General features: G+C 57.6%; 22 protein-coding genes. 15 read left to right on the plus strand and 7 right to left on the minus strand.

Translation table 11 applies throughout. The features are described from left to right. The first annotated feature begins 30 nt into the window (after window positions 1-30). The 13 genes from mnmG (at window position 31) to A3709_RS16055 (ending at window position 11,855) form a co-directional block, all read left to right on the plus strand. A complete protein-coding gene (mnmG, locus tag A3709_RS15995) occupies window positions 31-1,935 on the plus strand; it encodes a tRNA uridine-5-carboxymethylaminomethyl(34) synthesis enzyme MnmG (RefSeq protein WP_066056695.1) in 1,905 nt (634 codons plus the stop codon). Window positions 1,936-1,941: 6 nt separating this feature from the next. Next, the gene (gene rsmG, locus A3709_RS16000) at window positions 1,942-2,571 is read left to right on the plus strand and encodes a 16S rRNA (guanine(527)-N(7))-methyltransferase RsmG (RefSeq protein WP_066056698.1); all 630 of its coding nucleotides are present in this window, start codon (window positions 1,942-1,944) and stop codon (window positions 2,569-2,571) included. A gap of 42 nt (window positions 2,572-2,613) precedes the next feature. After that, on the plus strand, window positions 2,614-3,426 hold the full coding sequence (locus A3709_RS16005) for a ParA family protein (protein WP_066056701.1): 813 nt from the start codon (window positions 2,614-2,616) through the stop codon (window positions 3,424-3,426). A gap of 10 nt (window positions 3,427-3,436) precedes the next feature. Beyond that, entirely contained in the window at window positions 3,437-4,330 is an 894-nt protein-coding gene (locus tag A3709_RS16010; RefSeq protein WP_066056704.1) for a ParB/RepB/Spo0J family partition protein, read from the plus strand. A gap of 447 nt (window positions 4,331-4,777) precedes the next feature. Further along, window positions 4,778-5,161 (plus strand): ATP synthase subunit I, encoded by a 384-nt coding sequence (locus tag A3709_RS16015; RefSeq protein WP_066056707.1) that lies wholly within the window; start codon window positions 4,778-4,780, stop codon window positions 5,159-5,161. A gap of 29 nt (window positions 5,162-5,190) precedes the next feature. Further along, window positions 5,191-6,075, plus strand: a complete 885-nt coding sequence (atpB, locus tag A3709_RS16020) for a F0F1 ATP synthase subunit A (protein ID WP_066056709.1) — start codon at window positions 5,191-5,193, stop codon at window positions 6,073-6,075. Window positions 6,076-6,125: 50 nt separating this feature from the next. Next, window positions 6,126-6,365, plus strand: coding sequence for a F0F1 ATP synthase subunit C (atpE, locus tag A3709_RS16025; protein WP_066056712.1), 240 nt, complete (start codon window positions 6,126-6,128; stop codon window positions 6,363-6,365). A gap of 54 nt (window positions 6,366-6,419) precedes the next feature. Further along, entirely contained in the window at window positions 6,420-6,890 is a 471-nt protein-coding gene (locus tag A3709_RS16030; RefSeq protein WP_066056715.1) for a F0F1 ATP synthase subunit B, read from the plus strand. A gap of 13 nt (window positions 6,891-6,903) precedes the next feature. Next, window positions 6,904-7,440 (plus strand): F0F1 ATP synthase subunit delta, encoded by a 537-nt coding sequence (locus tag A3709_RS16035; RefSeq protein WP_066056719.1) that lies wholly within the window; start codon window positions 6,904-6,906, stop codon window positions 7,438-7,440. A 38-nt stretch (window positions 7,441-7,478) separates the two neighbouring features. Beyond that, on the plus strand, window positions 7,479-9,023 hold the full coding sequence (gene atpA, locus A3709_RS16040; RefSeq protein WP_066056722.1) for a F0F1 ATP synthase subunit alpha: 1,545 nt from the start codon (window positions 7,479-7,481) through the stop codon (window positions 9,021-9,023). A gap of 17 nt (window positions 9,024-9,040) precedes the next feature. Then, a complete protein-coding gene (gene atpG / locus A3709_RS16045) occupies window positions 9,041-9,904 on the plus strand; it encodes a F0F1 ATP synthase subunit gamma (RefSeq protein WP_066056725.1) in 864 nt (287 codons plus the stop codon). Window positions 9,905-10,000: 96 nt separating this feature from the next. After that, entirely contained in the window at window positions 10,001-11,398 is a 1,398-nt protein-coding gene (gene atpD, locus A3709_RS16050) for a F0F1 ATP synthase subunit beta (RefSeq protein WP_066056728.1), read from the plus strand. 28 nt (window positions 11,399-11,426) lie between these two features. After that, window positions 11,427-11,855, plus strand: coding sequence for a F0F1 ATP synthase subunit epsilon (locus A3709_RS16055; protein ID WP_066056733.1), 429 nt, complete (start codon window positions 11,427-11,429; stop codon window positions 11,853-11,855). 102 nt (window positions 11,856-11,957) lie between these two features. Here the strand turns inward: A3709_RS16055 and A3709_RS16060 are convergent, their stop codons facing one another. The 4 genes from A3709_RS16060 to A3709_RS16075 all read right to left on the minus strand — a co-directional run bounded on the left by A3709_RS16060 (window position 11,958) and on the right by A3709_RS16075 (window position 15,803). Further along, a complete protein-coding gene (locus A3709_RS16060; protein WP_066056736.1) occupies window positions 11,958-12,254 on the minus strand; it encodes a hypothetical protein in 297 nt (98 codons plus the stop codon). A gap of 751 nt (window positions 12,255-13,005) precedes the next feature. After that, entirely contained in the window at window positions 13,006-14,097 is a 1,092-nt protein-coding gene (aguA, locus tag A3709_RS16065; RefSeq protein WP_066056738.1) for an agmatine deiminase, read from the minus strand. Then, a complete protein-coding gene (aguB, locus tag A3709_RS16070; protein WP_066056741.1) occupies window positions 14,094-14,972 on the minus strand; it encodes an N-carbamoylputrescine amidase in 879 nt (292 codons plus the stop codon). The genes aguA and aguB overlap by 4 nt, the downstream gene beginning before the upstream one ends. A gap of 90 nt (window positions 14,973-15,062) precedes the next feature. Further along, on the minus strand, window positions 15,063-15,803 hold the full coding sequence (locus A3709_RS16075) for a TrmB family transcriptional regulator (RefSeq protein WP_066056806.1): 741 nt from the start codon (window positions 15,801-15,803) through the stop codon (window positions 15,063-15,065). A gap of 132 nt (window positions 15,804-15,935) precedes the next feature. Here A3709_RS16075 and glmU point away from each other — a divergent pair, with 132 nt between their 5' ends. Next, entirely contained in the window at window positions 15,936-17,306 is a 1,371-nt protein-coding gene (gene glmU / locus A3709_RS16080; RefSeq protein ID WP_066056809.1) for a bifunctional UDP-N-acetylglucosamine diphosphorylase/glucosamine-1-phosphate N-acetyltransferase GlmU, read from the plus strand. Window position 17,307: 1 nt separating this feature from the next. Further along, window positions 17,308-19,137 carry a glutamine--fructose-6-phosphate transaminase (isomerizing) gene (gene glmS, locus A3709_RS16085; RefSeq protein ID WP_066056812.1) on the plus strand — a complete coding sequence of 610 codons (1,830 nt, stop codon included), beginning with the start codon at window positions 17,308-17,310 and terminating at the stop codon, window positions 19,135-19,137. A gap of 50 nt (window positions 19,138-19,187) precedes the next feature. Here the strand turns inward: glmS and A3709_RS16090 are convergent, their stop codons facing one another. From A3709_RS16090 to A3709_RS16100, 3 genes are all read right to left on the minus strand, one after another. Continuing rightward, complete coding sequence (locus A3709_RS16090; RefSeq protein WP_066056814.1) at window positions 19,188-21,104, minus strand: hypothetical protein; 1,917 nt, start codon at window positions 21,102-21,104, stop codon at window positions 19,188-19,190. Window positions 21,105-21,306: 202 nt separating this feature from the next. Then, window positions 21,307-21,666, minus strand: coding sequence for a hypothetical protein (locus A3709_RS16095; RefSeq protein ID WP_066056817.1), 360 nt, complete (start codon window positions 21,664-21,666; stop codon window positions 21,307-21,309). A gap of 57 nt (window positions 21,667-21,723) precedes the next feature. Then, the gene (locus A3709_RS16100) at window positions 21,724-22,884 is read right to left on the minus strand and encodes an SPOR domain-containing protein (RefSeq protein ID WP_066056819.1); all 1,161 of its coding nucleotides are present in this window, start codon (window positions 22,882-22,884) and stop codon (window positions 21,724-21,726) included. Between the last annotated feature and the right edge of the window lie 9 nt (window positions 22,885-22,893).

The following is a 22,893-nucleotide window of genomic DNA, read 5'->3' on the forward strand; positions in this document are numbered from 1 at the left end:
CCCTGATTCAGGTGGCGGACGAGGCCAGCGGTGGAATTCAAACAGACCTACGATGTGATAGTGGTTGGCGGCGGACATGCCGGGACCGAGGCGTGCCTGGCGGCCGCCCGTATGGGCTGTCGCACCCTGTTGTTGACCCACAGTGTCGACACGCTGGGCCAGATGTCCTGCAATCCCGCGATTGGCGGTATTGGCAAGAGCCATCTGGTGAAAGAAGTGGACGCGCTGGGCGGCGCGATGGGCCGGGCTACTGATCGTGCCGGTATTCAATTCCGGATTCTCAATTCCCGCAAGGGACCCGCGGTGCGGGCTACCCGCGCCCAGGCCGACCGGGTGCTTTACCGCAACGCTATTCGCGAGATTCTCGAAGCCCAGGAAAACCTGTCAATCTTCCAGCAACCGGTGGATGACCTGCTGATCGAAAACGGTGTGGTGGCCGGTGCCATTACCCAGATGGGCGTGATCTTCCGGGCGCCTCGCGTGGTGCTCACCACCGGTACTTTTCTCGGTGGCAAGCTGCATATTGGTATGGAAAATTCCGCCGGCGGCCGGGCGGGAGATCCACCGTCGATTGCCCTGGCCAACCGGCTGCGCGAACTGCCGTTCCGGGTGGAGCGACTGAAGACCGGTACACCGCCACGTATCGATGCTCGCAGCGTGGACTTCTCCGGGCTCGAAGAGCAGTGGGGTGACGAACCCCTGCCGGTAATGTCTTTTATGGGGTCTGTCGATGAACATCCCGAGCAGCGCTGTTGCTGGATTACCCATACCAATGAACGCACCCATGACATTATCCGCGCGAGCCTCGATCGCTCGCCGATGTTTTCCGGTGTGATTGAAGGGGTGGGCCCGCGTTATTGCCCCAGTGTCGAAGACAAAATTCACCGCTTCGCTGACAAAAATTCTCACCAGGTGTTTATCGAGCCCGAGGGTTTGTCGACGCCTGAGCTGTACCCTAATGGCATTTCCACCAGCCTGCCCTTTGATGTGCAGATTGAACTGGTGCATTCGATCAAGGGCTTTGAAAACGCCCACATCACCCGGCCCGGTTATGCGATCGAGTACGATTTTTTCGATCCACGTGATCTGCAGTATTCGCTGGAAACCAAAGCGCTGCCAGGACTGTACTTCGCTGGCCAGATCAATGGCACTACCGGTTACGAAGAGGCAGCTGCCCAGGGATTGTTGGCCGGCATGAACGCGGCCCTCGCCGCGCGTAGCGAAGCGCCATGGTGCCCGCGTCGCGATGAAGCCTATCTCGGTGTGCTGGTAGATGATCTGATCACCATGGGCACAATCGAGCCCTATCGCATGTTTACCTCCCGCGCCGAGCATCGGTTGTTATTGCGCGAGGACAACGCAGATCTGCGCCTGACTCCAGCGGGCCGTAAGTTTGGTCTGGTGGATGACGCGCGCTGGCAGCGATTTGAGGCAAAACAGGAAGCCATGGAGCGCGAGAGCCAGCGCCTGGCCAGTACCTGGATCCAGCCGGGAACCGCCGAGGCCGACCAGTTGGCCGACAAGCTTTCCAGCCCACTGACCAGGGAGTATTCCCTGGCCGACCTGCTCAAACGCCCGGAACTTGAGTACGCCGACATCGCTGCGGTTAAGGGTGAGCCCACCCCAGATACCCAGGCTGCCGAGCAAGTGGCAATCCAGGCCAAGTACGCCGGTTACATCGACCGTCAGAAAGATGAGATCGAGCGACTGCGTCGCTATGAGAACACTGCGCTGCCTGAAGATCTCGATTATGAGCAGATTGATGGTTTGTCCAACGAGATGAAGCAGAAGTTGGGTGAAGCGCGGCCCGCGACCCTGGCCCGTGCCAGCCGTATTCCAGGAGTCACTCCGGCGGCGGTATCGCTGCTGCTGATTTACCTCAAGAAGCGCGGGGCCCTGGCTGCGGCGGCGGGTGACACCCGCCAGTTGGCCTGATCCAGTTTGGACAGCGCACTTACTTCACAGCTCGAAGAGGGCTGCCGGATACTCAACGTTGCCCAGCAACCACAGCACCAGCCGCAATTACTGGCTTACCTTGAACTGCTGATCAAGTGGAACAAGGCCTATAACCTGACGGCGGTTCGCGACCCAGCGCAGATGGTTACCAAGCATTTGCTCGACAGCCTGGCCATCGCGCCGCACCTGCGCGGCCAGCGGCTGATCGATGTGGGCACCGGTGGCGGATTGCCCGGCGTGCCCATGGCGATTCTATTCCCTCAACGCGAATTTCACCTGCTTGATAGCAATGGCAAGAAGACCCGCTTCCTGTTTCAGGTGAAAACTGCGCTGCGCTTGGATAATATGACAGTTCACCAGGCGCGCGTGGAATCATTTGCGCAAGAAGCCCCTTACGACACTGTGCTGTCACGGGCGTTCGCCACGATAGAGGACATGGTGGGCGGTTGCCGCCACCTGCTTGGCCCGGATGGCCACTTTCTCGCCATGAAGGGTGTCTACCCGGAGGAGGAAATCGCCGCCGTTGCCGACAGCTGCAGGCTGGAAGCAGTGCACGAGCTGCATGTTCCCGGTTTGGACGAACAACGTCACCTGGTGGATATGACACCGCGTTAGCGGCGCAAAGCAATAACAGACCAGGGGTAACAGGGGTTAATAGTGGCAAGAGTTCTCGCAATAGCGAACCAGAAAGGCGGCGTGGGCAAAACCACCACATGTGTCAATCTCGCTGCTTCCCTGGCTGCCATGAAAAAGCAGGTTCTCCTCGTTGATCTCGACCCCCAGGGCAATGCCACCATGGGCAGCGGCATCGACAAGTATTCCGCTGAAAAAACGATCTACGATGTGCTCGTACAGCGGGCACCGGTTATGCAGGTGCGCCAGTCGGCTGCTGCCGCTGGCTATGATGTGCTGCCGGCCAATGGCGATTTGACCGCAGCTGAAGTTGAGCTGCTGGAAGTGGAAAACAAAGAGGCGCGGCTGCGAGCGGCGCTGATGGAAGTTGACGCCCACTACGATTACGTACTGATCGACTGTCCACCCTCACTGAATATGCTGACGCTCAATGCGTTGATCGCCGCCGACGGTGTCGTCATTACCATGCAGTGTGAGTATTTTGCGCTCGAGGGGCTCTCTTCCCTGGTGGAAACCATTAACGGCATCGCCGGTTCGGTGAATCCGGACCTGATGATCGAAGGCATTCTGCGCACCATGTACGACCCTCGCAACAGCCTGACCACAGAGGTCTCCAGCCAGCTGCACGAGTACTTTGGCGACAAGGTGTACCGAACTGTTGTACCGCGCAATATTCGCCTCGCCGAGGCACCTAGCCACGGCGTGCCGGCCATGTACTATGACAAGTATTCCCGCGGCTCCAAGGCCTACATGGCGCTGGCCGGCGAAATGATTCGTCGCGAGGAAAAATCCGTCGCTGCCGCCGTATCTGCAATTAGCCCCAACCTGCTGACCTGAGGAGACCATAATGTCAGGTAAGAAACGACACCTCGGGCGTGGTTTGGATGCCCTGCTCGGCGCTGCTGCCCAGCAGCAGCCCGCAGCCACCGGTGATGCCTCGCCCGGCGCTGGTTCCGTTGCTGACAAAACCCTTAAAGAGCTGCCCGTCGATCTGGTGCAGCGCGGTAAATACCAGCCCCGTCGTGACATGGAGCCTGAATCGCTGCAGGAACTGGCCGACAGTATCAAGGCTCAAGGTGTGATGCAGCCGATTGTGGTGCGGCCGATCTCCGATAAGAAATACGAAATTATTGCCGGTGAGCGCCGCTGGCGCGCCACTCAGTTGGCGGGTCTGGATGTCATTCCCGCGGTTATTCGCGAAGTGCCCGACGAAGCGGCCATCGCCATGGCGCTGATTGAGAACATTCAGCGGGAAGATCTCAACCCTATAGAAGAAGCGGTTGCCCTGCAGCGCCTGCAGCAGGAATTTCAGCTGACTCAGCAGGAGGTGGCCGATGCAGTGGGTAAGTCCCGCTCTACGGTCACCAATCTATTGCGCCTGATGAGTCTGCAGGAAGACGTGCGCCGCCTGGTGGAGCACGGCGACCTGGAGATGGGCCATGCCCGTACGCTGCTGGCGCTGAATGGCGGGGACCAGTCCCACGCCGCGGCACAGGTGGTTGGCAATGGCATGAGCGTGCGTCAGACCGAAGCACTGGTGCGCAGCCTGCTGGCCGCCAAGGACAAACCCGCTGCCGAGCCCAAGGCCTTGGACCCCAACATTCGCCATTTGCAGGACGACCTGTCCCAGCGCCTGGGTACAAAAGTTCAGATACAGCACTCAGCCAAAGGCAAGGGCAAGCTGGTACTTAACTACAGTTCTCTGGATGAACTGGACGGTATCCTCGCCCATATCAAGTAGCGATTTCTAATCACTGAAACGCCCTGGCATTGAGCCCGTCGCCTTCCGGATCTGGGTATATTAATCGATGATTGGCATGGGTGCGTCTGCACTATTCGAGTTGCCACCACCGCGCCATGCCTGGCATGAGCATTCGCAATGATATTTTTGAACCATGGCAGGTCCAATGGCCACTTAGCAACGGCTTACTGGGAACTGATATAGACGCTTAAATCTACCGTATATAGTGAATAAAAAATAATCAGGCACTAAATAGGGGATTTATTGCATATCCGCTGTGAAAACCCCTATAAATTGTAGGGATCGTGCAGCTAAAAGCGGCTATTTCATGTTCAAATACCGACTATTGGCCGGTTGCTCCGGTCTTCTATAGCACCTATAATGCGCGCGCCCTTATAGAGGATGAAACCCGTGTGGCTATTGGTTTGGGGAGTAAGGTGAGGCTTCATGCCCGGTGCTAAAATTGCACGCCCTCCTGTCCATCGCATCACTCTGACTCAACTGGCGGTACTCACATTACTGTGCCTGGCTCTGCTGGCGTACAACGAGGTGGTCGCCTGGTCATTGGCCGCGGGAGGCTTGGTGGCTGTTATTCCTCAGGCATATTTTGCCCATCTCGCCTTTCGTTGGCGGGGGGCAAAATCCGCCAGGGACATGGCTCGCGCAAGCTATGCCGGTGAAATCGGCAAGTTCATGCTTAGCGTGGTGGGCTTTGCGGTAGTTTTTGCCGCAATACGGCCGATTGACGGCCTGGCAGTGTTCGCCGGATATCTGGCGATGCTTACGATACAGATTATTGGTAGCTGGCTGCTGCTCACGTGCAGCCAGTGAACAGAGAACAGACGCAAGAGTTCTTATAGATGGCAGCTTCAGGCGAAACACAGACAGTTTCCGAATATATTGTCCACCACCTGACCAACCTCACCTACGGCAAATTGCCTGGCGGTTTCGAACGCTACGATGGTTCCATCGTCCCCGACGGCGGTGTCTGGACCATGGCTCACGGCGGCGCGGAAGCCTCCGCAATGGGCTTTATGGCAATCCACATTGACTCCATGCTCTGGTCTATCGGCCTCGGCATCGTGTTCTGCCTGTTGTTCCGCTCGGTCGCCAAGAAAGCCGAAGCCGGCGTGCCCTCCGGTTTTGTGAACTTCGCCGAGATGGTTGTCGAGTTCGTCGACAACACCGTAAAAGATACCTTCCATGGTAGGAACGCCCTGGTTGCGCCCCTTGCGCTGACCATTTTTGTCTGGGTGTTCCTGATGAACCTGATGGACCTTATTCCGGTTGACCTGATCCCGCACACCCTGATGCTGCTGGGAGTTGAATACCAAAAAATCGTGCCATCCACCGATCCCAACATCACCATGGGAATGGCGTTGGGCATCTTTATCCTGATGCTCTACTACTCGATTAAGGTGAAGGGCTTCGGCTTTGTGAAAGAGCTGACGCTGAACCCCTTCAACCACCCGATCTTTATTCCGGTAAACCTCTTCATGGAAGTGGTTGGTTTCCTGGCCAAGCCCTTCTCTCTCGGGCTGCGTCTGTTCGGAAACATGTACGCCGGCGAGATGATCTTTATCCTGATTGCCGCCCTGTTCAGCGCTGGACTGTTCTGGATGGTTCCGGCGGGCTTGATGCAAATGGGTTGGGCGATTTTCCACATCCTGGTAATCACCCTGCAAGCATTCATCTTCATGGTGCTGACGATCGTGTATCTCAGCATGGCTCATGAAGATCACTGATTAACTTTAACTTTAACCTTTTGGTTATTTACACACTCTAGGAGAAACGCATGGAACTCGTAATTATTGCTGCCGCCATCATGATGGGTCTGGGTGGTCTTGGTGCCGCTATCGGTGTAGGCCTGCTGGGCGGAAAGCTGATTGAAGGCTCTGCTCGTCAGCCTGAACTGGCTCCCAAGCTGCAGACTACCTTCTTCCTGGGCGCTGGCCTGGTAGACGCGATCCCCATTATCGGTGTTGGTATCGCTATGTACCTGATCTTCGTAGTAGCCCCCGGCGTTGGTGCATAAGGCATAGTCTAACTAGGGACCTTTCGGGTCCTGACAACCGGTGAGGAAAACAGCGTGAACATTAATCTTACGCTTATCGGACAAATGATCGCCTTCGTGTGCTTCGTGTGGTTCTGCATGAAGTTCGTATGGCCGCCTATCCTGGCCGCCATGCAGGAGCGCGAGCAGAAGATCGCCGACGGCCTGGCAGCCGCAGACCGCGCCAGCCATGACCTTGAACTGGCTCAAGAGAAGGCGGTAGAACGCCTGAAAGAAGCCAAGGAAGAGGCCGCAGGTATTGTCGACGCCGCCAACAAGCGCGCCAATCAGCTGGTTGAAGAAGCCAAGGACGCCGCTGTCGTGGAGGCAGACCGCGTTAAAGCTTCTGCCCAGGCTGAGATCGAGCAGGAATCCAACCGCGCACGCGAAACACTGCGTGGCGAGGTTGCAGCTCTGTCTCTGGCCGGCGCTGAGAAGGTTCTGGGTGCAGCCATCGATCAGGAAGCTCATAAGGAGCTGGTCGACAAGCTGGCCACAGAGCTGTAATCGCGAGGGAGCTATGGCTGAACTAAGCACACTGGCACGCCCCTATGCCAAGGCAGCGTTTGAATACGCACGCGAGAAAGACGCACTTGCGCAGTGGTCAGAGCAGCTGGCCACCGCTGCAGCGGTTTCCGCGGCTGAGGGCATGGATAAGGTTCTGGACAATCCGTCCATGACTGACGCGCAGCAGGCAGCAACCCTCAACGAGGTTTGCGGTGATGCTACCGGCGCTGAAGTTAAGAACTTCGTCAACATTCTTTCCGACAACAAGCGGCTGTCGCTGCTGTCGGAAATTTCTGCCCAGTTCGAACTGTTCAAGGCAAATCTGGAGAAGTCAGTAGACGTAGAAGTTGTCTCTGCCTTTGACCTGGATGACGCCACCGCCGAAAAACTGGCGGGTGTATTGGGCAAGAAACTCGAGCGCGAAGTGAAGGTCAGCACATCTACCGATGCTGGCCTTCTGGGTGGCGTATTAATTCGGGCCGGTGATCTGGTGATCGATGGCTCCGTGCGCGGCAGGCTGAACAAGCTTGCCGAAGCAATGAATTCCTGAGCTTTTATAGATAGCAATAGGATTGAGGAACAAACAGCATGCAGCAACTGAATCCATCTGAGATTAGCGAGATTATCAAGTCGCGCATCGATTCGCTCGATGTGTCGTCTGAAGCTCGCAACGAAGGTACCGTGGTTTCCGTAACCGACGGTATTATTCGTATCCACGGTCTCGCCGAAGTTATGTACGGTGAGATGATTGAATTTGAAGGCGGCATCTACGGTATGGCGCTGAACCTTGAGCGCGACTCCGTTGGTGCGGTAGTACTGGGCGACTACAAAGGCCTGAAAGAAGGCCAGAGCTGTCGTTGCACAGGCCGTATTCTGGAAGTACCCGTTGGTCCTGAACTGCAGGGCCGCGTAGTAGACGCGCTGGGTAACCCGATTGACGGTAAAGGCCCCGTGAACGCGGCCATGACTGACGCACTTGAAAAAGTTGCTCCCGGCGTAATCGCCCGTCAGTCAGTTGATGAGCCCGTTCAAATTGGTCTGAAAGCGGTTGACGCGATGGTACCCATCGGCCGTGGCCAGCGTGAGCTGATCATTGGCGACCGCCAGATTGGCAAGACTGCGATTGCGGTTGACGCCATCATCAACCAGAAAGGCTCCGGCATTAAGTGTATCTACGTAGCGGTTGGTCAGAAGGCCTCCTCTGTTGCTGCTGTAGTGCGCAAGCTGGAAGAGCACGGCGCCATGGACCACACTATTGTGGTTGCTGCGACTGCTTCTGACCCTGCTGCTATGCAGTACCTGGCACCTTTCGCCGGTTGCACCATGGGTGAGTACTACCGCGACCGCGGTGAAGACGCCCTGATTATTTACGATGACCTGACCAAGCAGGCCTGGGCTTACCGCCAGATCTCCCTGCTGCTGCGTCGTCCTCCGGGCCGTGAAGCCTACCCCGGTGACGTGTTCTACCTCCACTCGCGTCTGCTCGAACGCGCCGCGCGCGTTAACGCCGACTACGTTGAGAAGTTCACCAACGGCGAAGTGAAAGGCCAGACCGGTTCTCTGACAGCACTGCCTGTCATTGAGACTCAGGCAGGTGACGTTTCTGCGTTCGTACCGACCAACGTGATTTCTATTACCGACGGTCAGATCTTCCTGGAAGCTGACATGTTTAACGCGGGCATCCGTCCTGCGATGAACGCCGGTATCTCTGTATCCCGTGTAGGTGGTTCGGCCCAGACAAAGATTATGAAGAAGCTGTCCGGTGGCATTCGTACCGCACTGGCACAGTATCGCGAACTGGCGGCGTTCTCGCAGTTTGCTTCTGACCTCGACGATGCTACCAAGGCCCAGCTGGACCACGGTGAGCGCGTAACCGAGCTGATGAAGCAGAAGCAGTACTCACCCCGTTCCATCGCAGAGATGGGCCTGGTGATTTACGCTGCGGACAACGGTTTCCTGAACGACGTTGAAGTTGCCAAGATCCTGGACTTTGAAGATGCACTGTTGTCCTACGCCCACGCCGAACAGGGTGAGCTGATGAACAACATCGTCGCAACCGGTGACTGGAACGACGAGATTGAAGGTGCCTTCAAGGACCTGCTCGAAAACTTCAAGTCTACCCAGACCTGGTAAACCCCGAGGACCAGTAAATGGCAGTCGGAAAAGAAATCCGGACCAAGATCTCGAGCATCCAGAGCACGCAGAAGATCACCAGCGCCATGGAAATGGTTGCTGCTTCCAAAATGCGTAAAGCTCAGGACCGCATGCAGCTGGGCAAGCCTTATGCCCGCCGCATGCGCGCTGTGGTCAGTCACATCGCTAACGCCGCCCCCGAGTACAAGCACATGTACATGGAGCAGCGTGAAGTTAAGCGTGTGGGCTACATTGTTGTCTCTACCGATCGCGGCCTTTGCGGTGGCTTGAACGTCAACCTGTTCAAGAAGACCGTCAAGGACATGAAAACCTGGAACGACCAGGGCATCGATATCGATTTGTCCCTGGTAGGTGCCAAGGCTATCGCCTTCTTTAACAGCTATGGCGGCAATGTCACTGCAGCCGTTCGCGACCTGGGCGAAGAGCCCTCGGTTGCCGACCTTATCGGTGGCGTAAAAGCCATGCTGGATGCTTATGCAGAGGGCAAGATTGATCGCCTGTTCCTGGTGAGCAACGAGTTCGTCAACACCATGACTCAGGACCCACAGGTGGAGCAGTTGCTGCCCCTGGAGCCCAAAGAGTCTGACGAGATGAAGCACCACTGGGACTACATCTACGAGCCCGACGCAAAAGAACTGCTGGAAGCACTGCTGACTCGTTACATCGAGTCTCAGGTATACCAGGCGGTTGTTGAAAACGGTGCCTGTGAGCAGGCCGCGCGTATGTTGGCGATGAAGAACGCCACCGACAACGCTGGCGAGCTGATCGAAGATCTGCAGTTGGTTTACAACAAGGCGCGCCAGGCGGCGATTACCCAGGAGCTGTCTGAGATTGTCAGCGGCGCTGCGGCGATCGGCTAAGCGATTAGAAACAATAGGGGGCAGACCACTATTTTCGCGACCAGAAAATAGGCTCTGTTCCCGGTTTGAAAGAATTTTATTAGAGAGGATCCGAACATGAGTAGCGGACGAGTCGTACAAATCATCGGCGCGGTAATCGACGTGGAATTTCCACGCGATGCTGTGCCGCAGGTATACGATGCACTGAAGATCACCGAGAAGGACACTACCCTGGAAGTTCAGCAGCAGCTGGGCGACGGTGTGGTTCGCGCGATTGCGCTGGGTTCTTCCGAAGGTCTGTCTCGTGGCCTGACCGTAGAAAACACCAATGCACCCATCTCTGTGCCTGTTGGCCCTGAGACTCTCGGTCGCATTATGGACGTACTGGGTAACCCCATCGATGAGTGTGGCCCCATCGGCGAACAGGAGCGTGCTCCCATTCACCGTGAAGCCCCCGCTTACGACGAGCTGGCTGCTGCTGAAGAGCTGCTCGAAACCGGTATTAAAGTTATCGACCTGGTCTGCCCCTTCGCCAAGGGTGGCAAGATCGGCCTGTTCGGTGGCGCCGGTGTTGGTAAGACCGTAAACATGATGGAGCTCATCAACAACATCGCACTGCAGCACTCCGGTCTGTCAGTATTTGCCGGTGTAGGTGAGCGTACTCGTGAAGGTAACGACTTCTACTACGAGATGCAGGAGTCCGGCGTTGTTAACGTTGAGAACTTCACCGAGTCCAAGGTAGCTATGGTATACGGCCAGATGAATGAGCCCCCCGGCAACCGTCTGCGCGTAGCACTGACCGGCCTGACCATGGCCGAGAAGTTCCGTGACGAAGGCCGTGACGTTCTGCTGTTCGTCGACAACATCTACCGTTACACACTGGCGGGAACCGAAGTATCGGCACTGTTGGGTCGTATGCCCTCCGCGGTAGGCTACCAGCCCACCCTGGCGGAAGAGATGGGTGTACTGCAGGAGCGTATTACCTCAACCAAGGTTGGCTCTATTACTTCTATCCAGGCGGTATACGTACCGGCGGATGACTTGACCGACCCCTCACCTGCAACCACCTTTGCTCACCTGGACGCGACCGTTGTACTGTCTCGCGACATTGCGGCGAAAGGTATTTACCCTGCGATCGACCCGCTGGATTCAAGCTCTCGTCAGCTGGATCCGCTGCTCATCGGTAGCGAGCACTACGACACTGCCCGCGGTGTACAGAACGTACTGCAGCGCTACAAAGAGCTGAAGGACATTATTGCTATTCTGGGTATGGACGAACTGTCCGAGGAAGACAAGCAGACTGTTGACCGCGCGCGTAAGATCGAGCGTTTTCTGTCTCAGCCCTTCCACGTGGCGGAAGTATTCACCGGCTCTCCCGGTAAGTACGTTTCCCTGAAGGACACCATTTCAGGCTTTAAAGGCATTCTGGCCGGTGAGTACGACCACCTGCCCGAACAGGCTTTCTACATGGTTGGCAGCATCGACGAAGCCGTCGAAAAAGCCAACAACATGTAATCCAGCTGTCATTTAGAGAGGCCATACCATGGCAATGACCATTCACTGCGATATCGCCAGCGCCGAAGAAGAAATTTTCTCCGGCTTGGTGGAGCTGCTGGTAGCCACCGGCAGCGAAGGTGAGCTCGGCGTCAGCTACGGTCACGCGCCGTTGCTGACCTCGCTGGTGCCCGGCCCGGTTCGCGTCGTTACCCAGAGCGGTGACGAAGAGGTGTACTACGTTTCTGGCGGCTTCCTGGAAGTTCAGCCTGGCGTGGTTTCTATCCTTGCCGACACTGCCCTGCGTGCCGACGACGTCGACGAAGCAGCCGCTGAAGAGGCGCGTCGCGAAGCAGAGCAGGCCCTGACCAACCAGTCCGGTGAGTTCGACTACGGTCGCGCTTCCGCACAGTTGGCCGAGGCAGCCGCCCAGCTCGCTACCCTGCGTAAGATGAAGAATCGGGCTGGCCGCGGTTAAACGCAGCTCTTGTTCCGGTTTGAAGAAACCCCGGTATTACCGGGGTTTTTTTTGTCTTTCAGTTATGGGCGGTTGTTGTGATAGAGCGTTTATCGCCTAGCTTCAGCCATCCAGGCAGAGCAGCTCCGGGCTCAGGCCTAACGAACCCAGGGTGGCACCGATCTCAACTTCATAGACAGGGTTAGCGACGATTACTGTGTCAGGCGGCGCTGCACGCAAATCAGCTGGCGCAATAACCATCTGACCTGTACCCGGCATAAATGCACCTTGCTTGTGAGGATTGATGTCGACCACCTGCTCGATGCTATCGCTACCTTCGATCCGGGTGAGAAACGATACCGCTTTCGAGCCTCCGCCCCACAGCACCACGCGTTTTCCCTGCTGTTCGCGTTCCTCCAACAGGTTTTGCCAGCGTGTGCTTTGTTGCTGCTAGTGCTGGAGATAACGCGAAGCCGCTGCCAGTTCCTCATGGGGGTCACTTATTGTCGATGACGTTCGTGCACAAGGCTTGGCTACCAACATGATGTACTGGTCATCGTACTCAAGCCGGCTATCGAGTACCTCGAAATCACAACGTTCAAAAAGTCGCTGCAGCGATGTTTCGCTGAAACTTCACGAAGAACACGTAGTACATCGGGTAGCTCAAAGAACACCAGCGTGTCTTGCGCATCATCGAGTGCGTCACGCAGTTGCTCCACAAAGTCGCCTGCGTTGGGGATAGCTCCAGGGTGTGGCGGCAGACAACGACATTTGCAGATAGGAGCTGGTCAACCCGCCTATGGGTTCACCGGGCTCTGCATACAGAGAGGGCGCCGCCCATTCGCAACCCACTGCAGGGTCTGGGTAGAAATCATAGTTGGTGACAGCAAGCGTATACACGTGCTCGTCACGCGTTCGTTCATCGGCTATTGCCAGGCCATGGAAATTAAAAGGATGATAAAAAGCGTTTTTAGTAGATCCATTTTGACTTTCCTCCATGTCACCCGGGCGAGAACTCGCCTGCAGGTTCCGCAGACTATAGTTGCTGGGTATTGGAGCGTCCTTGAATCAGTCGATCAATTTCTGATTTATTCCTGATCAGGGAAAAGCAGCGTAAATTCAGGGGTTAGTGCGCTACCGGAGGGCGCTACACACCGCGGTTTAGTATGCCTCAGCTCGCAGGAATCTGCTGGGTAATGCAGTGGATGTTGCCGCCGCCGAGCAGAATTTCGCGGCCCGGCACACCGACTAGCGTATGTGCTGGGAACACGCGTTGCAGTAGCTGCCTCGCGGCTTCGTCGGTGGCGGAATCGAGTAAGGGGAAGACGACCCGCTGGTTGGTGATGAGAAAATTGGCATAGGAGCCGGCCAGTCGTTCGCCTGGTTCGCGCACCATATTGGCCGAGGGCAGAATGCCTGCGGCCTCTTCGTCGGTCATGTACAGCGGGCCAGGTAATGGCAGCTTGTGCACCTTGAGTTTGCGGCCGCGCGCATCGGGCTTGGCCTCGAGCACAGCCAGTGCTTCGCGGCAGATGTCGTACATCGGATCCTGAGGATCGTCGCACCAGCTCAACAGGACTTCGCCGGGGCGCGCGATGTGCATAATATTGTCCACATGACCGTCGGTTTCGTCGTTAACAACCCCCCGTGGTAACCAGAAGAAAGTCTCTACGTTCAGGTATTCACACAACAGGTTTTCTATGTCGGCTTGATCGAGGTGCGGGTTGCGCCCCGGATGGAGCAGGCACTCGGCCGTGGTAATACAGGTACCATCACCGTCGACGTGAATGGAGCCACCTTCCAAAACCAGCTGTGCACTGTAGCGTGCCTCGCCCCTGACGCTGAGGAGCTCAGCTGCCAGCGCAGCGTCCAGTGACCAGTCTTCGTACAAGCCGTTGACCTCGCCGCCCCAGGCATTGAACTGCCAGTCTACACCGCGTACCTGACCCGTATCGTCGCGCACATAGGTGGGGCCGATGTCGCGCATCCAGCTATCGTTGCAGGGTATTTCGAGTACTGAAACGTCCGTGGGCAACATGGCCCGAGCGCCTGCGGCCCCCTCTGCAGAGGTACACATGATGACGGGTGTTTCAGCGGCGATGGCACTGGCGATTGCAGCAAAAGCCGCCTGGGCGGGTCCGGCATTGTTGCGCCAGTTATCACCGCGCTCCGGCCAGGCCATCACTACTGCCTGTTGCGGTTCGTGTTCGCCGGGCATCTGAAAGCCGTCGGCCCTCGGTGTAGAGGCCAGGGTATCGCTCATGTGTTGTCGCCGCAGGCCAGGTTGGCGATCGGGCTGTAGAGTTCAGGGCGACGATCCCGGAATAAGCCCCAGGCACGGCGGTATTCAGCCGCTGCCTCCAGATCGATTTCTGCGATCAGGATTTTCTCTTCGTCTCTGCCGGCTTCGGCGATCTTCTCGCCGGTGTGGTCGGTGATGAATGACGAGCCATAGAATGTGGTGCTAATGCCATCGTCTTCTTCCACGCCGGTGCGATTGGAAGCGATAACAGGCAGAACATTGGCGGCGGCATGGCCCTGCATCACGCGCTGCCAGTGAGCGCTGGAATCGAGGGTGGGGTCCTGGGGTTCGGAACCGATAGCGGTTGGGTAAAACATGGCTTCGGCGCCCATTAACGCGCAGCAGCGGGCGGTTTCCGGGAACCACTGATCCCAGCAAATGCCGGCGCCGAACGTGCCGTAGCGTGTTTTCCACACTTTGAAGCCAGTATCGCCGGGAGTGAAATAAAACTTCTCGCAATACCCTGGGCCGTCGGGAATGTGGCTCTTGCGATAGTTCTCCATGACTGTGCCGTCGGCGTCGATCATCACCAGGGAATTGAAAAACGTGTTGGTGTCTCGCTCATAGTAGCTGATGGGCAACACCACCTCGAGCTCAGCAGCCAGGTGGGAGAAACGCTCGATCAGCGGATTGCCAGCCAGGGGTTTCGCCAGGTCAAGATAGCGATACTGCTGGGTCTTACAGAAGTAGGGCGCCTCGAACAGCTCCTGCAGCAGAATAACCTGAGCGCCGCCGGCATGGGCGTCGCGAATGGCCTGCTCGGCCTTGGCCATGTTGGCATCGACATCCCAGCCAATGATCAGTTGTGTGGCGGCGAAGGTAACTGTGCGGCTCATAAAGTTTTCCAGTGAACGAAAATATCCCTACAAGCATAGAAGAAAATGGACTTGGCTGGATTACCACCAAGGGGTTAACCACTTGGTGGGTTACAGCAGGTCCCATAAAGTATTGAACAGAATTTGCTGGGTAGAGGCGATGGCGGCTGAATCGATGATGACCACCACGGGGTAATTTTTGTCCGCCAGGGTAATCATGGCCACCTTGGGTGGGTAAATAGCAATATAGGACGCGTCGGTGGTTTGCGATGCAGGCAGCCATTTGCGCTCCGCGTACTCGGCTTCGTCACCGCCTTCGCCTACAGCCAGGGCGCGCACGCGAATACCGCGGGCCTCGCGCTGGCGGGTGAAATTGGGGAAAGGCCGGTACAGGTGTTCGCGCAGGGTCTTGGTGGAGATGACCGAGTATCCGCGCTCCGGGTCACTGGCGGTACTGTCGAGAATATCGCGCAGGACAAGCTCGACGCCGTCGTCGCCCTCGTAGAAGCGCACATTGCCAGGGCTGAATTGCCCCTGGGACTGTTTGAGCTCGGGAATGACCTCGGCGCGCAGCTGTTCCATTGCAACCGTCAGTGCCTGTTGGCGGCGTTCGGCCAGTTGCAGTAGTTGCTCCGGTTCTTCCGCCTGGAATACCCGCCGCTTGCCGCGGGGCAGGTAGTTCACCACGCCTTTGGTGGCCAATTGTTTGAGGGTTTCGTAGGTGGTGCCGCGATTGACGCCGGCCTCGGCAGCAACATCGCGAATAGAGGCAGGGCCCAGTCGCAGCAGGGCTTTATAAATATTGATTTCGCGATCGTCGAGACCGATCTGGTACAGGCTATCGTTTTTCATTTGTTGTCATTTTATTTGTGACAAAAAGCGTTGTAATGAATAAAGCTTTGACTAATATGCGCTTATAAAGCGATTTATGTCAAAAAATATCTGACAGGTAATGCCTGATCAGGGCTTGCTGGACACATTTAAATGAATCTTGAAATTATTATTCTCGCCGCGGGCAAGGGCTCGCGCATGAAATCTTCGTTGCCAAAAGTACTGCACCCTGTGGCCGGTAGCCCGATGCTGCAGCGCGTGGTCGACACGGCGCAAACCCTGGCACCCCGTGCCATCCATGTGGTGGTGGGTCATGGGGCAGATGACGTCAAACAGGCCATGGGCGATGCTGCGGTGAACTGGGTCACACAGGCCGAGCAGAGAGGCACAGGTCACGCCGTGCTTCAGGCGCTGCCTGTGATTGGCGAAGACAGCGTGGTGTTGGTGCTCTACGGCGATGTGCCCCTGATTCGCACCGAAACCCTGACTGAACTTGTTGCCGCAGCGGCGTCCGCACCGGCGGTGCTGACGGCGCGTGTCTCCAACCCGGCCGGGCTGGGACGTATTTTGCGCGACAACACCGGTAAGTTGCTGGGCGTTGTTGAGCACAAGGATGCCAGCCAGGCTGAGCTGGCCATCGACGAAATCAATACCGGCGTGATGGCGGTGCCAGCCGCCGATCTGCGCTCCTACCTGCCCCGGGTCGGGAATGAAAATGCCCAGGGTGAATACTACCTGCCGGACGTTCTGTCGCTGGCGGTTGCTGACGGCAGGGCGGTCGCCAGTTGCATGGCCACCTCCGAGGTTGAAGTACTCGGGGTTAACGACCGGGTGCAGCTCAATCGGGTGGAGCGTGAGTTCCAGCGGCGCCGCGCCGAAGATCTGTTGTTGCAGGGTGTGGCCGTAGCTGACGTTAGCCGTTTGGATATTCGCGGCGAGCTGACCTGTGGCAGCGATGTATTTATCGACGTGAACGTCGTGATCGAGGGTGTCGTGCAGCTCGAAGATGGCGCCAGGATCGGCCCCAACTGCGTGCTCAAAAACGCGGTTGTCGGTGCCGGAGCCCAGATACACGCCATGAGCCATATTGAAGAAGCGACGATAGGCCCCGATGCCAATGTCGGGCCCTATGCGCGCTTGCGTCCCGGTACCGAGCTGGCGGCCGGTGCCCGCGTCGGTAATTTCGTGGAGACCAAAAAGGCGCGGATTGGTGTCGGCAGCAAGATTAACCACCTCTCCTATGTGGGCGATTGCGAGATGGGCGCAGGTGTAAATATCGGTGCCGGCACCATCACCTGTAACTACGACGGTGTGAACAAACACAAGACCACCATGGGTGACGGCGTCTTCGTGGGGTCCAACAGCACACTGGTGGCGCCTATTGAGATTGCCGACGGCGGCTTTGTCGGCGCGGGCTCCACCGTGACCAAGGCGGTGGGCGAGGATGAGCTCGCAGTCAGCCGCGCCAAGCAACGTAATATCCAGGGCTGGAATCGCCCTGGCAAACCCGACGGGGAGCAGTAATATGTGTGGCATTGTAGCCGCCGCCGCGCGGCGTGAAGTCAGTGAGATTCTGCTTGAGGGGCTGCGCCGTCTTGAGTATCGCGGCTACGATTCTGCCGGCCTGGCTGTTCTGGATGACGACGCCAGACTGCTGGTGCACAAACGCCTGGGCAAAGTCGCGGAGCTGGAGAAAGCCCAGCACGCGCAGCCCTATTACGGGCCCACGGGTATTGCGCATACTCGCTGGGCGACCCATGGCGAACCTTCCGCAGCCAACGCACACCCGCACACCTCTGGCGATCGCATTGCGTTGGTCCACAACGGCATTATCGAAAACCACAGCGTACTGCGTCAGCAGTTGGAAGCGGACGGTTATGTGTTTACCTCCGCGACTGATACCGAGGTCATTGTTCATTTGCTCCATCGGGCCATGAACGGCTGCGACGATATACTCAAAGCAATGGCTACCGTGGTTGATCAGCTTGAGGGCGCCTATGCCCTGGCAGTGATTGATCGGGAGAACCCCGCCCAGATTGTCGGTGCCCGCCAGGGTAGCCCGCTGGTGATCGGTGTGGGCATTGGCGAGAACTTTATGGCCTCTGACCAGATGGCTTTGCGCCAGGTCACGGACCGTTTCATCTACCTCGAGGAGGGTGACATGGTACGCATCACACCCGCCAGCATCGCGGTATTCGATGGCCAGGGTGATGCGGTAGAGCGCGAAACTACCCGTATCGCCGAGGCCGAAGAGACCGTAGAGCTGGGTGACTACGATCACTACATGCTCAAGGAAATCTACGAACAACCCCGCGCTCTGGCAGCGACGTTTAGTGCAGCCGGCGGCCATGAAGTTGCCGACAGCGCATTTGGCGAGTGCGCTGCCGAGATTTTCGATCAGGTAAAAGCGGTGCAGATTGTCGCCTGCGGCACCAGTTTCCATGCCGGTATGGTGGCGCGTTACTGGCTGGAGGAGCTGGCGGGTATTCCCTGTGAGGTAGAGGTAGCGTCTGAGTTTCGCTACCGCAAGCGGGTGCAGATTCCCGGCACCCTGTTGCTGACCATATCCCAGTCAGGTGAAACTGCTGACACACTGGCAGCCTTGCGCGATGCGGGCACCGATGATTTTGTCGGTAGCCTGGTGATTGCCAATGTCGACAACAGCTCATTGGTGCGCGAAAGCGATCTGGTATTCCTGACCCGTGCAGGTGCTGAAATTGGTGTGGCCTCTACCAAGGCTTTCACCACCCAGTTGGTAGGCCTGCTAATGCTCACCATCGCACTGGGGCGTCGCAACGGATTGCCGCAAGGGCGTGAGCAGGAATTGGTCAATGCTCTGCATGCACTGCCTGATTATGTGCAGCAGACCCTGGAACTCGATACCGCCATCAAGGCATTGTCCGAAGCCTTTATTCCCAAGCACCATGCATTGTTCCTCGGCCGTGGAATTCACTATCCGGTGGCGATGGAGGGTTCACTCAAGCTCAAGGAGATTTCCTATATCCATGCCGAGGCTTATCCCGCGGGAGAGCTCAAGCACGGCCCACTGGCGCTGGTCGATGACGACATGCCGGTGGTGGCAGTTGCTCCCGGTGATGAATTGCTGGAGAAGTTGAAGTCCAACCTCGAGGAAGTGCGCTCGCGCGGGGGTGAACTGTTTGTGTTTGCCGATCGCCAGGCGGGCTTTACCAGCGAGCCCCGGGTCAGGGTGTTGGCCATGCCGCACTGCCCGGAAGTGGCCAAGCCCATCATCTATACAGTGGCGTTACAGCTGCTGTCCTATCATGTCGCGGTACAGAAAGGCACTGATGTCGATAAGCCGCGTAACCTCGCCAAGTCGGTTACGGTGGAGTAACCGCTGGCTCTGGCGCCGTGCTGATGCGCGAGCGCCGGGGCATACATGTCTCAGCGAAGGCCCCTGGTAGTTTGTTTCTCACGGCGCTCGTCGACTTTGCGCATGACCGGGTGTTTATGTTCATGCGCGGGCTGCAGCGCGTGCAATCGCGGTAGAGTGCGAGTGGCCTTGGCTTGACCATTGACACTTTGAGGCGCGACTGAGAACAGCGCATCGAGGTTTTCACACAGGCTTAGCCCTGGCTGCAGTGTTCGCTGCGCGGGTAAGGCGTTGAGGTATTTAGAGACATCGGCTTCATCCAGAATGGTGCTCAGTACCAGTCGCGCGCGCTCCTTGATCTGAGGGACCGACGCACGGTTGAGGCTGCCCCACTGCAAGATGTAATCGGTACAGTCCTGGGGTTCCTGTGCGGGCTCATCCAGGAATGACTGAAGCTTGTCGACGCCGAAGAAGTACGACATCAACACTTCCTCGACCAGTGTAGCGGTGTCTTCGTAAATGGTGGAGTAGGAGTACATGCTGTTGGCTGTGTCGGAGGCAAAGGCCTGGCCGACATCGGCTGCGGTCAGGTTGAGTATGGTGTTATTGGCCTCCACTCCCCGGTACAGCACGTCGGCGACCTGGTACAGCAATTGTGAAGAGAGTGGATAGGTGTTGCCCAAGCCGGCGCTGGCTTCAAGCCCTCGTAGTCGGAAGTAAAAGTCCAGCGGCGTCAGCGTGCTGTTCGCGGGTGGCATGATGGCGGGGTGAATGAAATCGTTGGCGTGGGCCAGTTCGTGGGCAATGATATAGCCCAGCGGCAGAATGATCTCCACAAGACTTCGCGTGATGCCTTCGGGATAGTCACCGCTGAAACCCCAGGCGAGGTTGCCCCTGGACAGGTAAGTCCCTGCGGGAATAAATTGCAGCGCGTTGCCAAAGTCGGAACGGAAATCTGGGGTCCAGTCGATGCTTTCACGTTCTCTCGGGGTCAGCCACAAATCCTGCGGGTCGATATAAATGGCGCCGGTTAACGCAGTGAAGAACGCGGGGCGAATGTCTGAGCCAATGACGATGGCGGTAACACCGCGGAACATCTTGAGCATTTCCGGTGGCAGGTTCTGGAGCACCTGGGAATAACGGTTACCCATCCAGCCATGGCTGACCACGACGCGTTGCATAATGTCGCTGACCGAGGGGTTGCTGGTCACTGCGCCAATGTACGGAAGGGTCTGCATGGAGCAGACGCTGTGCGGGTTGCTGGCGGCAGCACAATTCACCAGGACATCTTTCCAGGGTGAGGATTGGCTGTATGGCTTCAACTCAGCGATCGGGTTGAGGGACTCTGCAATGCCGAAATCGTAGCTCACGGTTGCCAGCGTACCCGCTTCATCGAGGGTCGAGATCATTAGCCAATAATCATCGGGAATATAATCCGCGGTGGGCAGAGTGAATTCATAGTTCGGTCCTACCCGCGTCCCCGGGATGATTATGGGCATGCCGGGAGGGGCGACGAAGGTGCGCATGGGGGCGGCGGGGTCACTGCCTTCCAGAACGATGGAGGCGGCGGGAATAGTCAGCGTGCGCGTGCCTGCATCCCAGAAGAACTGGTAGTCGTTCAACACCATCGGGCCCTGGTAGCCGGCGGTAAATGTCGCGTCCAGCGGGATCTCGTCATCCCTGCCCCAGGCGTCTTCTGTGAGAGTCAGGGAGCACTCGAGGACCTGGCCACCACTACAGATTTTATTCCAGGCGCTGAATGAGTGCCCCGGTGCAGGTACTGGCCAGAACGTTTCCTGGAAATCCTCGTTAATCTCGAACACGTACCCGTCGCGATACACCGTGTTGGCCTGCTCCCCAAACACAAAGCCCTGGCCCTGGATGGCGACCGGCATACGGCAGGCCGACAGGAGTACCAGAAACGACAGGCCTAACAGGCGTAACTTGGTCTTATTGAGGCAGGACAGCAGGGTTGCCACAGTGAGCATGTAAGTATCTCCGGACTTAATCCCCTGCGCTTTAAGCGAGGGCATGTACTGTTACTCGATGCCGTGAGTCTATCAGCGCCAGTGCCGAACGGCACCTTGCTGCATACGAAAATATGATGAAAGCGGAAGCTTTGTAGGTGTTGTGTCCAGGCCGTGGTGGCCCGCGTCCCAGAGCGGTGCGCGGGCCAACGACCTGTGAGGTTTACTGGGGGTTGGCCGCTTTGTATTCGCGAACCTCAGTATTGAACTGGCCGGCAACCGCTTCTTCGGCAGACACCGCGGCGTTGTAGGTTTCCTCGGCGGCTTTCAGTGCGTCTGCGGCACCCTCAGCACCTTCGATAACCTGTGCCTGTGCAGCACTCAGGGCGGGTTCGAGGCACTTCATGTAATCCAGGTTGGCGGCCTGAAATGCCTTCACCGCTTTCTGGCCAGCGAGCATTTGCTCCATGGAAGCGGTGGCTCCATCGGGCAGTTCGGGGGCGGCTGGCGCAGTACAATCGGCGGCGATAGTAGAGGTGCTGCCCAGTGCCAGTGCCAGGGCGGAATACTTGATCAGTTTCATTGTTGTAGTCTCCTTTCGGGGAGGAAAACCTTAGCAGGCCTTATCGAGCCTGCCAAGTCAACTCGATTGTCCCACCCAGAGTTTGGGCAGGTCGTAGCGTGCTTCCAGTGTGCGTGCGGTCGCATCTGCCTGGGACTTGTCAGACAGATTTATCACTCGCACGCGGTAGAAGGTGCGGCCGGATTTTTCGCCGGTGACCACGACGACCTTGCCCGCGCCGGGCTGCAGGCGCTGCGCCCAACCCTGAGCGGTTTGCTCCTGGCTATAGGAGCCAAAGTTCACGAACCAGGTGCCGCTCTCCACGGCGGGGGTCGGTGTTGGTGCCGCAGGTTTCGGGCTTGGTGACGTATTGCGGGCCACGGGCTTGGGTGCAGGCTTGGTGGCCGCAACGGGTTTGGCGGGCGGGGCAGGCTCCGGTTTGGTCATCGCGTTCTGTTGCGCTGCCAATTGCTTTTCCAGGCCGGTGACAATCGCCTGCAGGCTGCGGTTTTCAGCGTTCACAAGATCCAGCTCGGCTTCGAGGTCTGCGTTAAGTGCCACCAGCGCCTCGTTGTTGGCGCGCGTTTCGGCAACTTCGTTGGGATTGGCAGCAGTGGCCAGGTTGAACTGCAGGCGGCGAATCTCTTCCTGCATTTCGGCGCGTTGCTGCATAACGCCATAGCCGCCGGCACCCAGCAGTACCAGTGCCACCAGGCCCACCAGGATCAGGCCCAGGGGCAGGGTGATTTCGCGTTCTTCCTCTTCGTAATATTCGGTGCCCTCACCCAGCTCGTCATCGCGGGGATCCCATTCGGGCTGCTCAGATTCCAACCTGGTTACAGGGGGCAGTGGTTTGTTCACGGGCTCGGCGACGGGGGGTTCTGCTGTTGTTTGCTCGACAACTCCCCGGCTATCTTCTTCATCCCAGGGGTCATCCTCTTCAGTGGGCTCGGCGTCCCATGTCTCTTCCTCGGAGGCAGCGTTCTCCCAGCTATCTTCTACCTGGGGTGCATCATGCTGATCTTCGGGCAGGTCATCGAAGTAGTCGGGTTCGTCTTCTTCGAGGTCGTCTTCGGCGGCCGCGCTGTCAAACATGGCGGTGTGGTCGGTGTCGCGATCATCGTCGGGTGCGTCGCTATCGTCGAAGTCGTCAAACAGTCGTTCGCCGGGCGTCCAGCCCTGCTCATTGCCGACGTCGAGATCCAGCTGTTCTTCCTGGCGATCCTTATCGTTATTCATGTTCAGCTC

It is taken from the genome of Halioglobus sp. HI00S01 (assembly GCF_001635445.1).
In the GTDB taxonomy this organism is placed as follows: domain Bacteria; phylum Pseudomonadota; class Gammaproteobacteria; order Pseudomonadales; family Halieaceae; genus Halioglobus; species Halioglobus japonicus.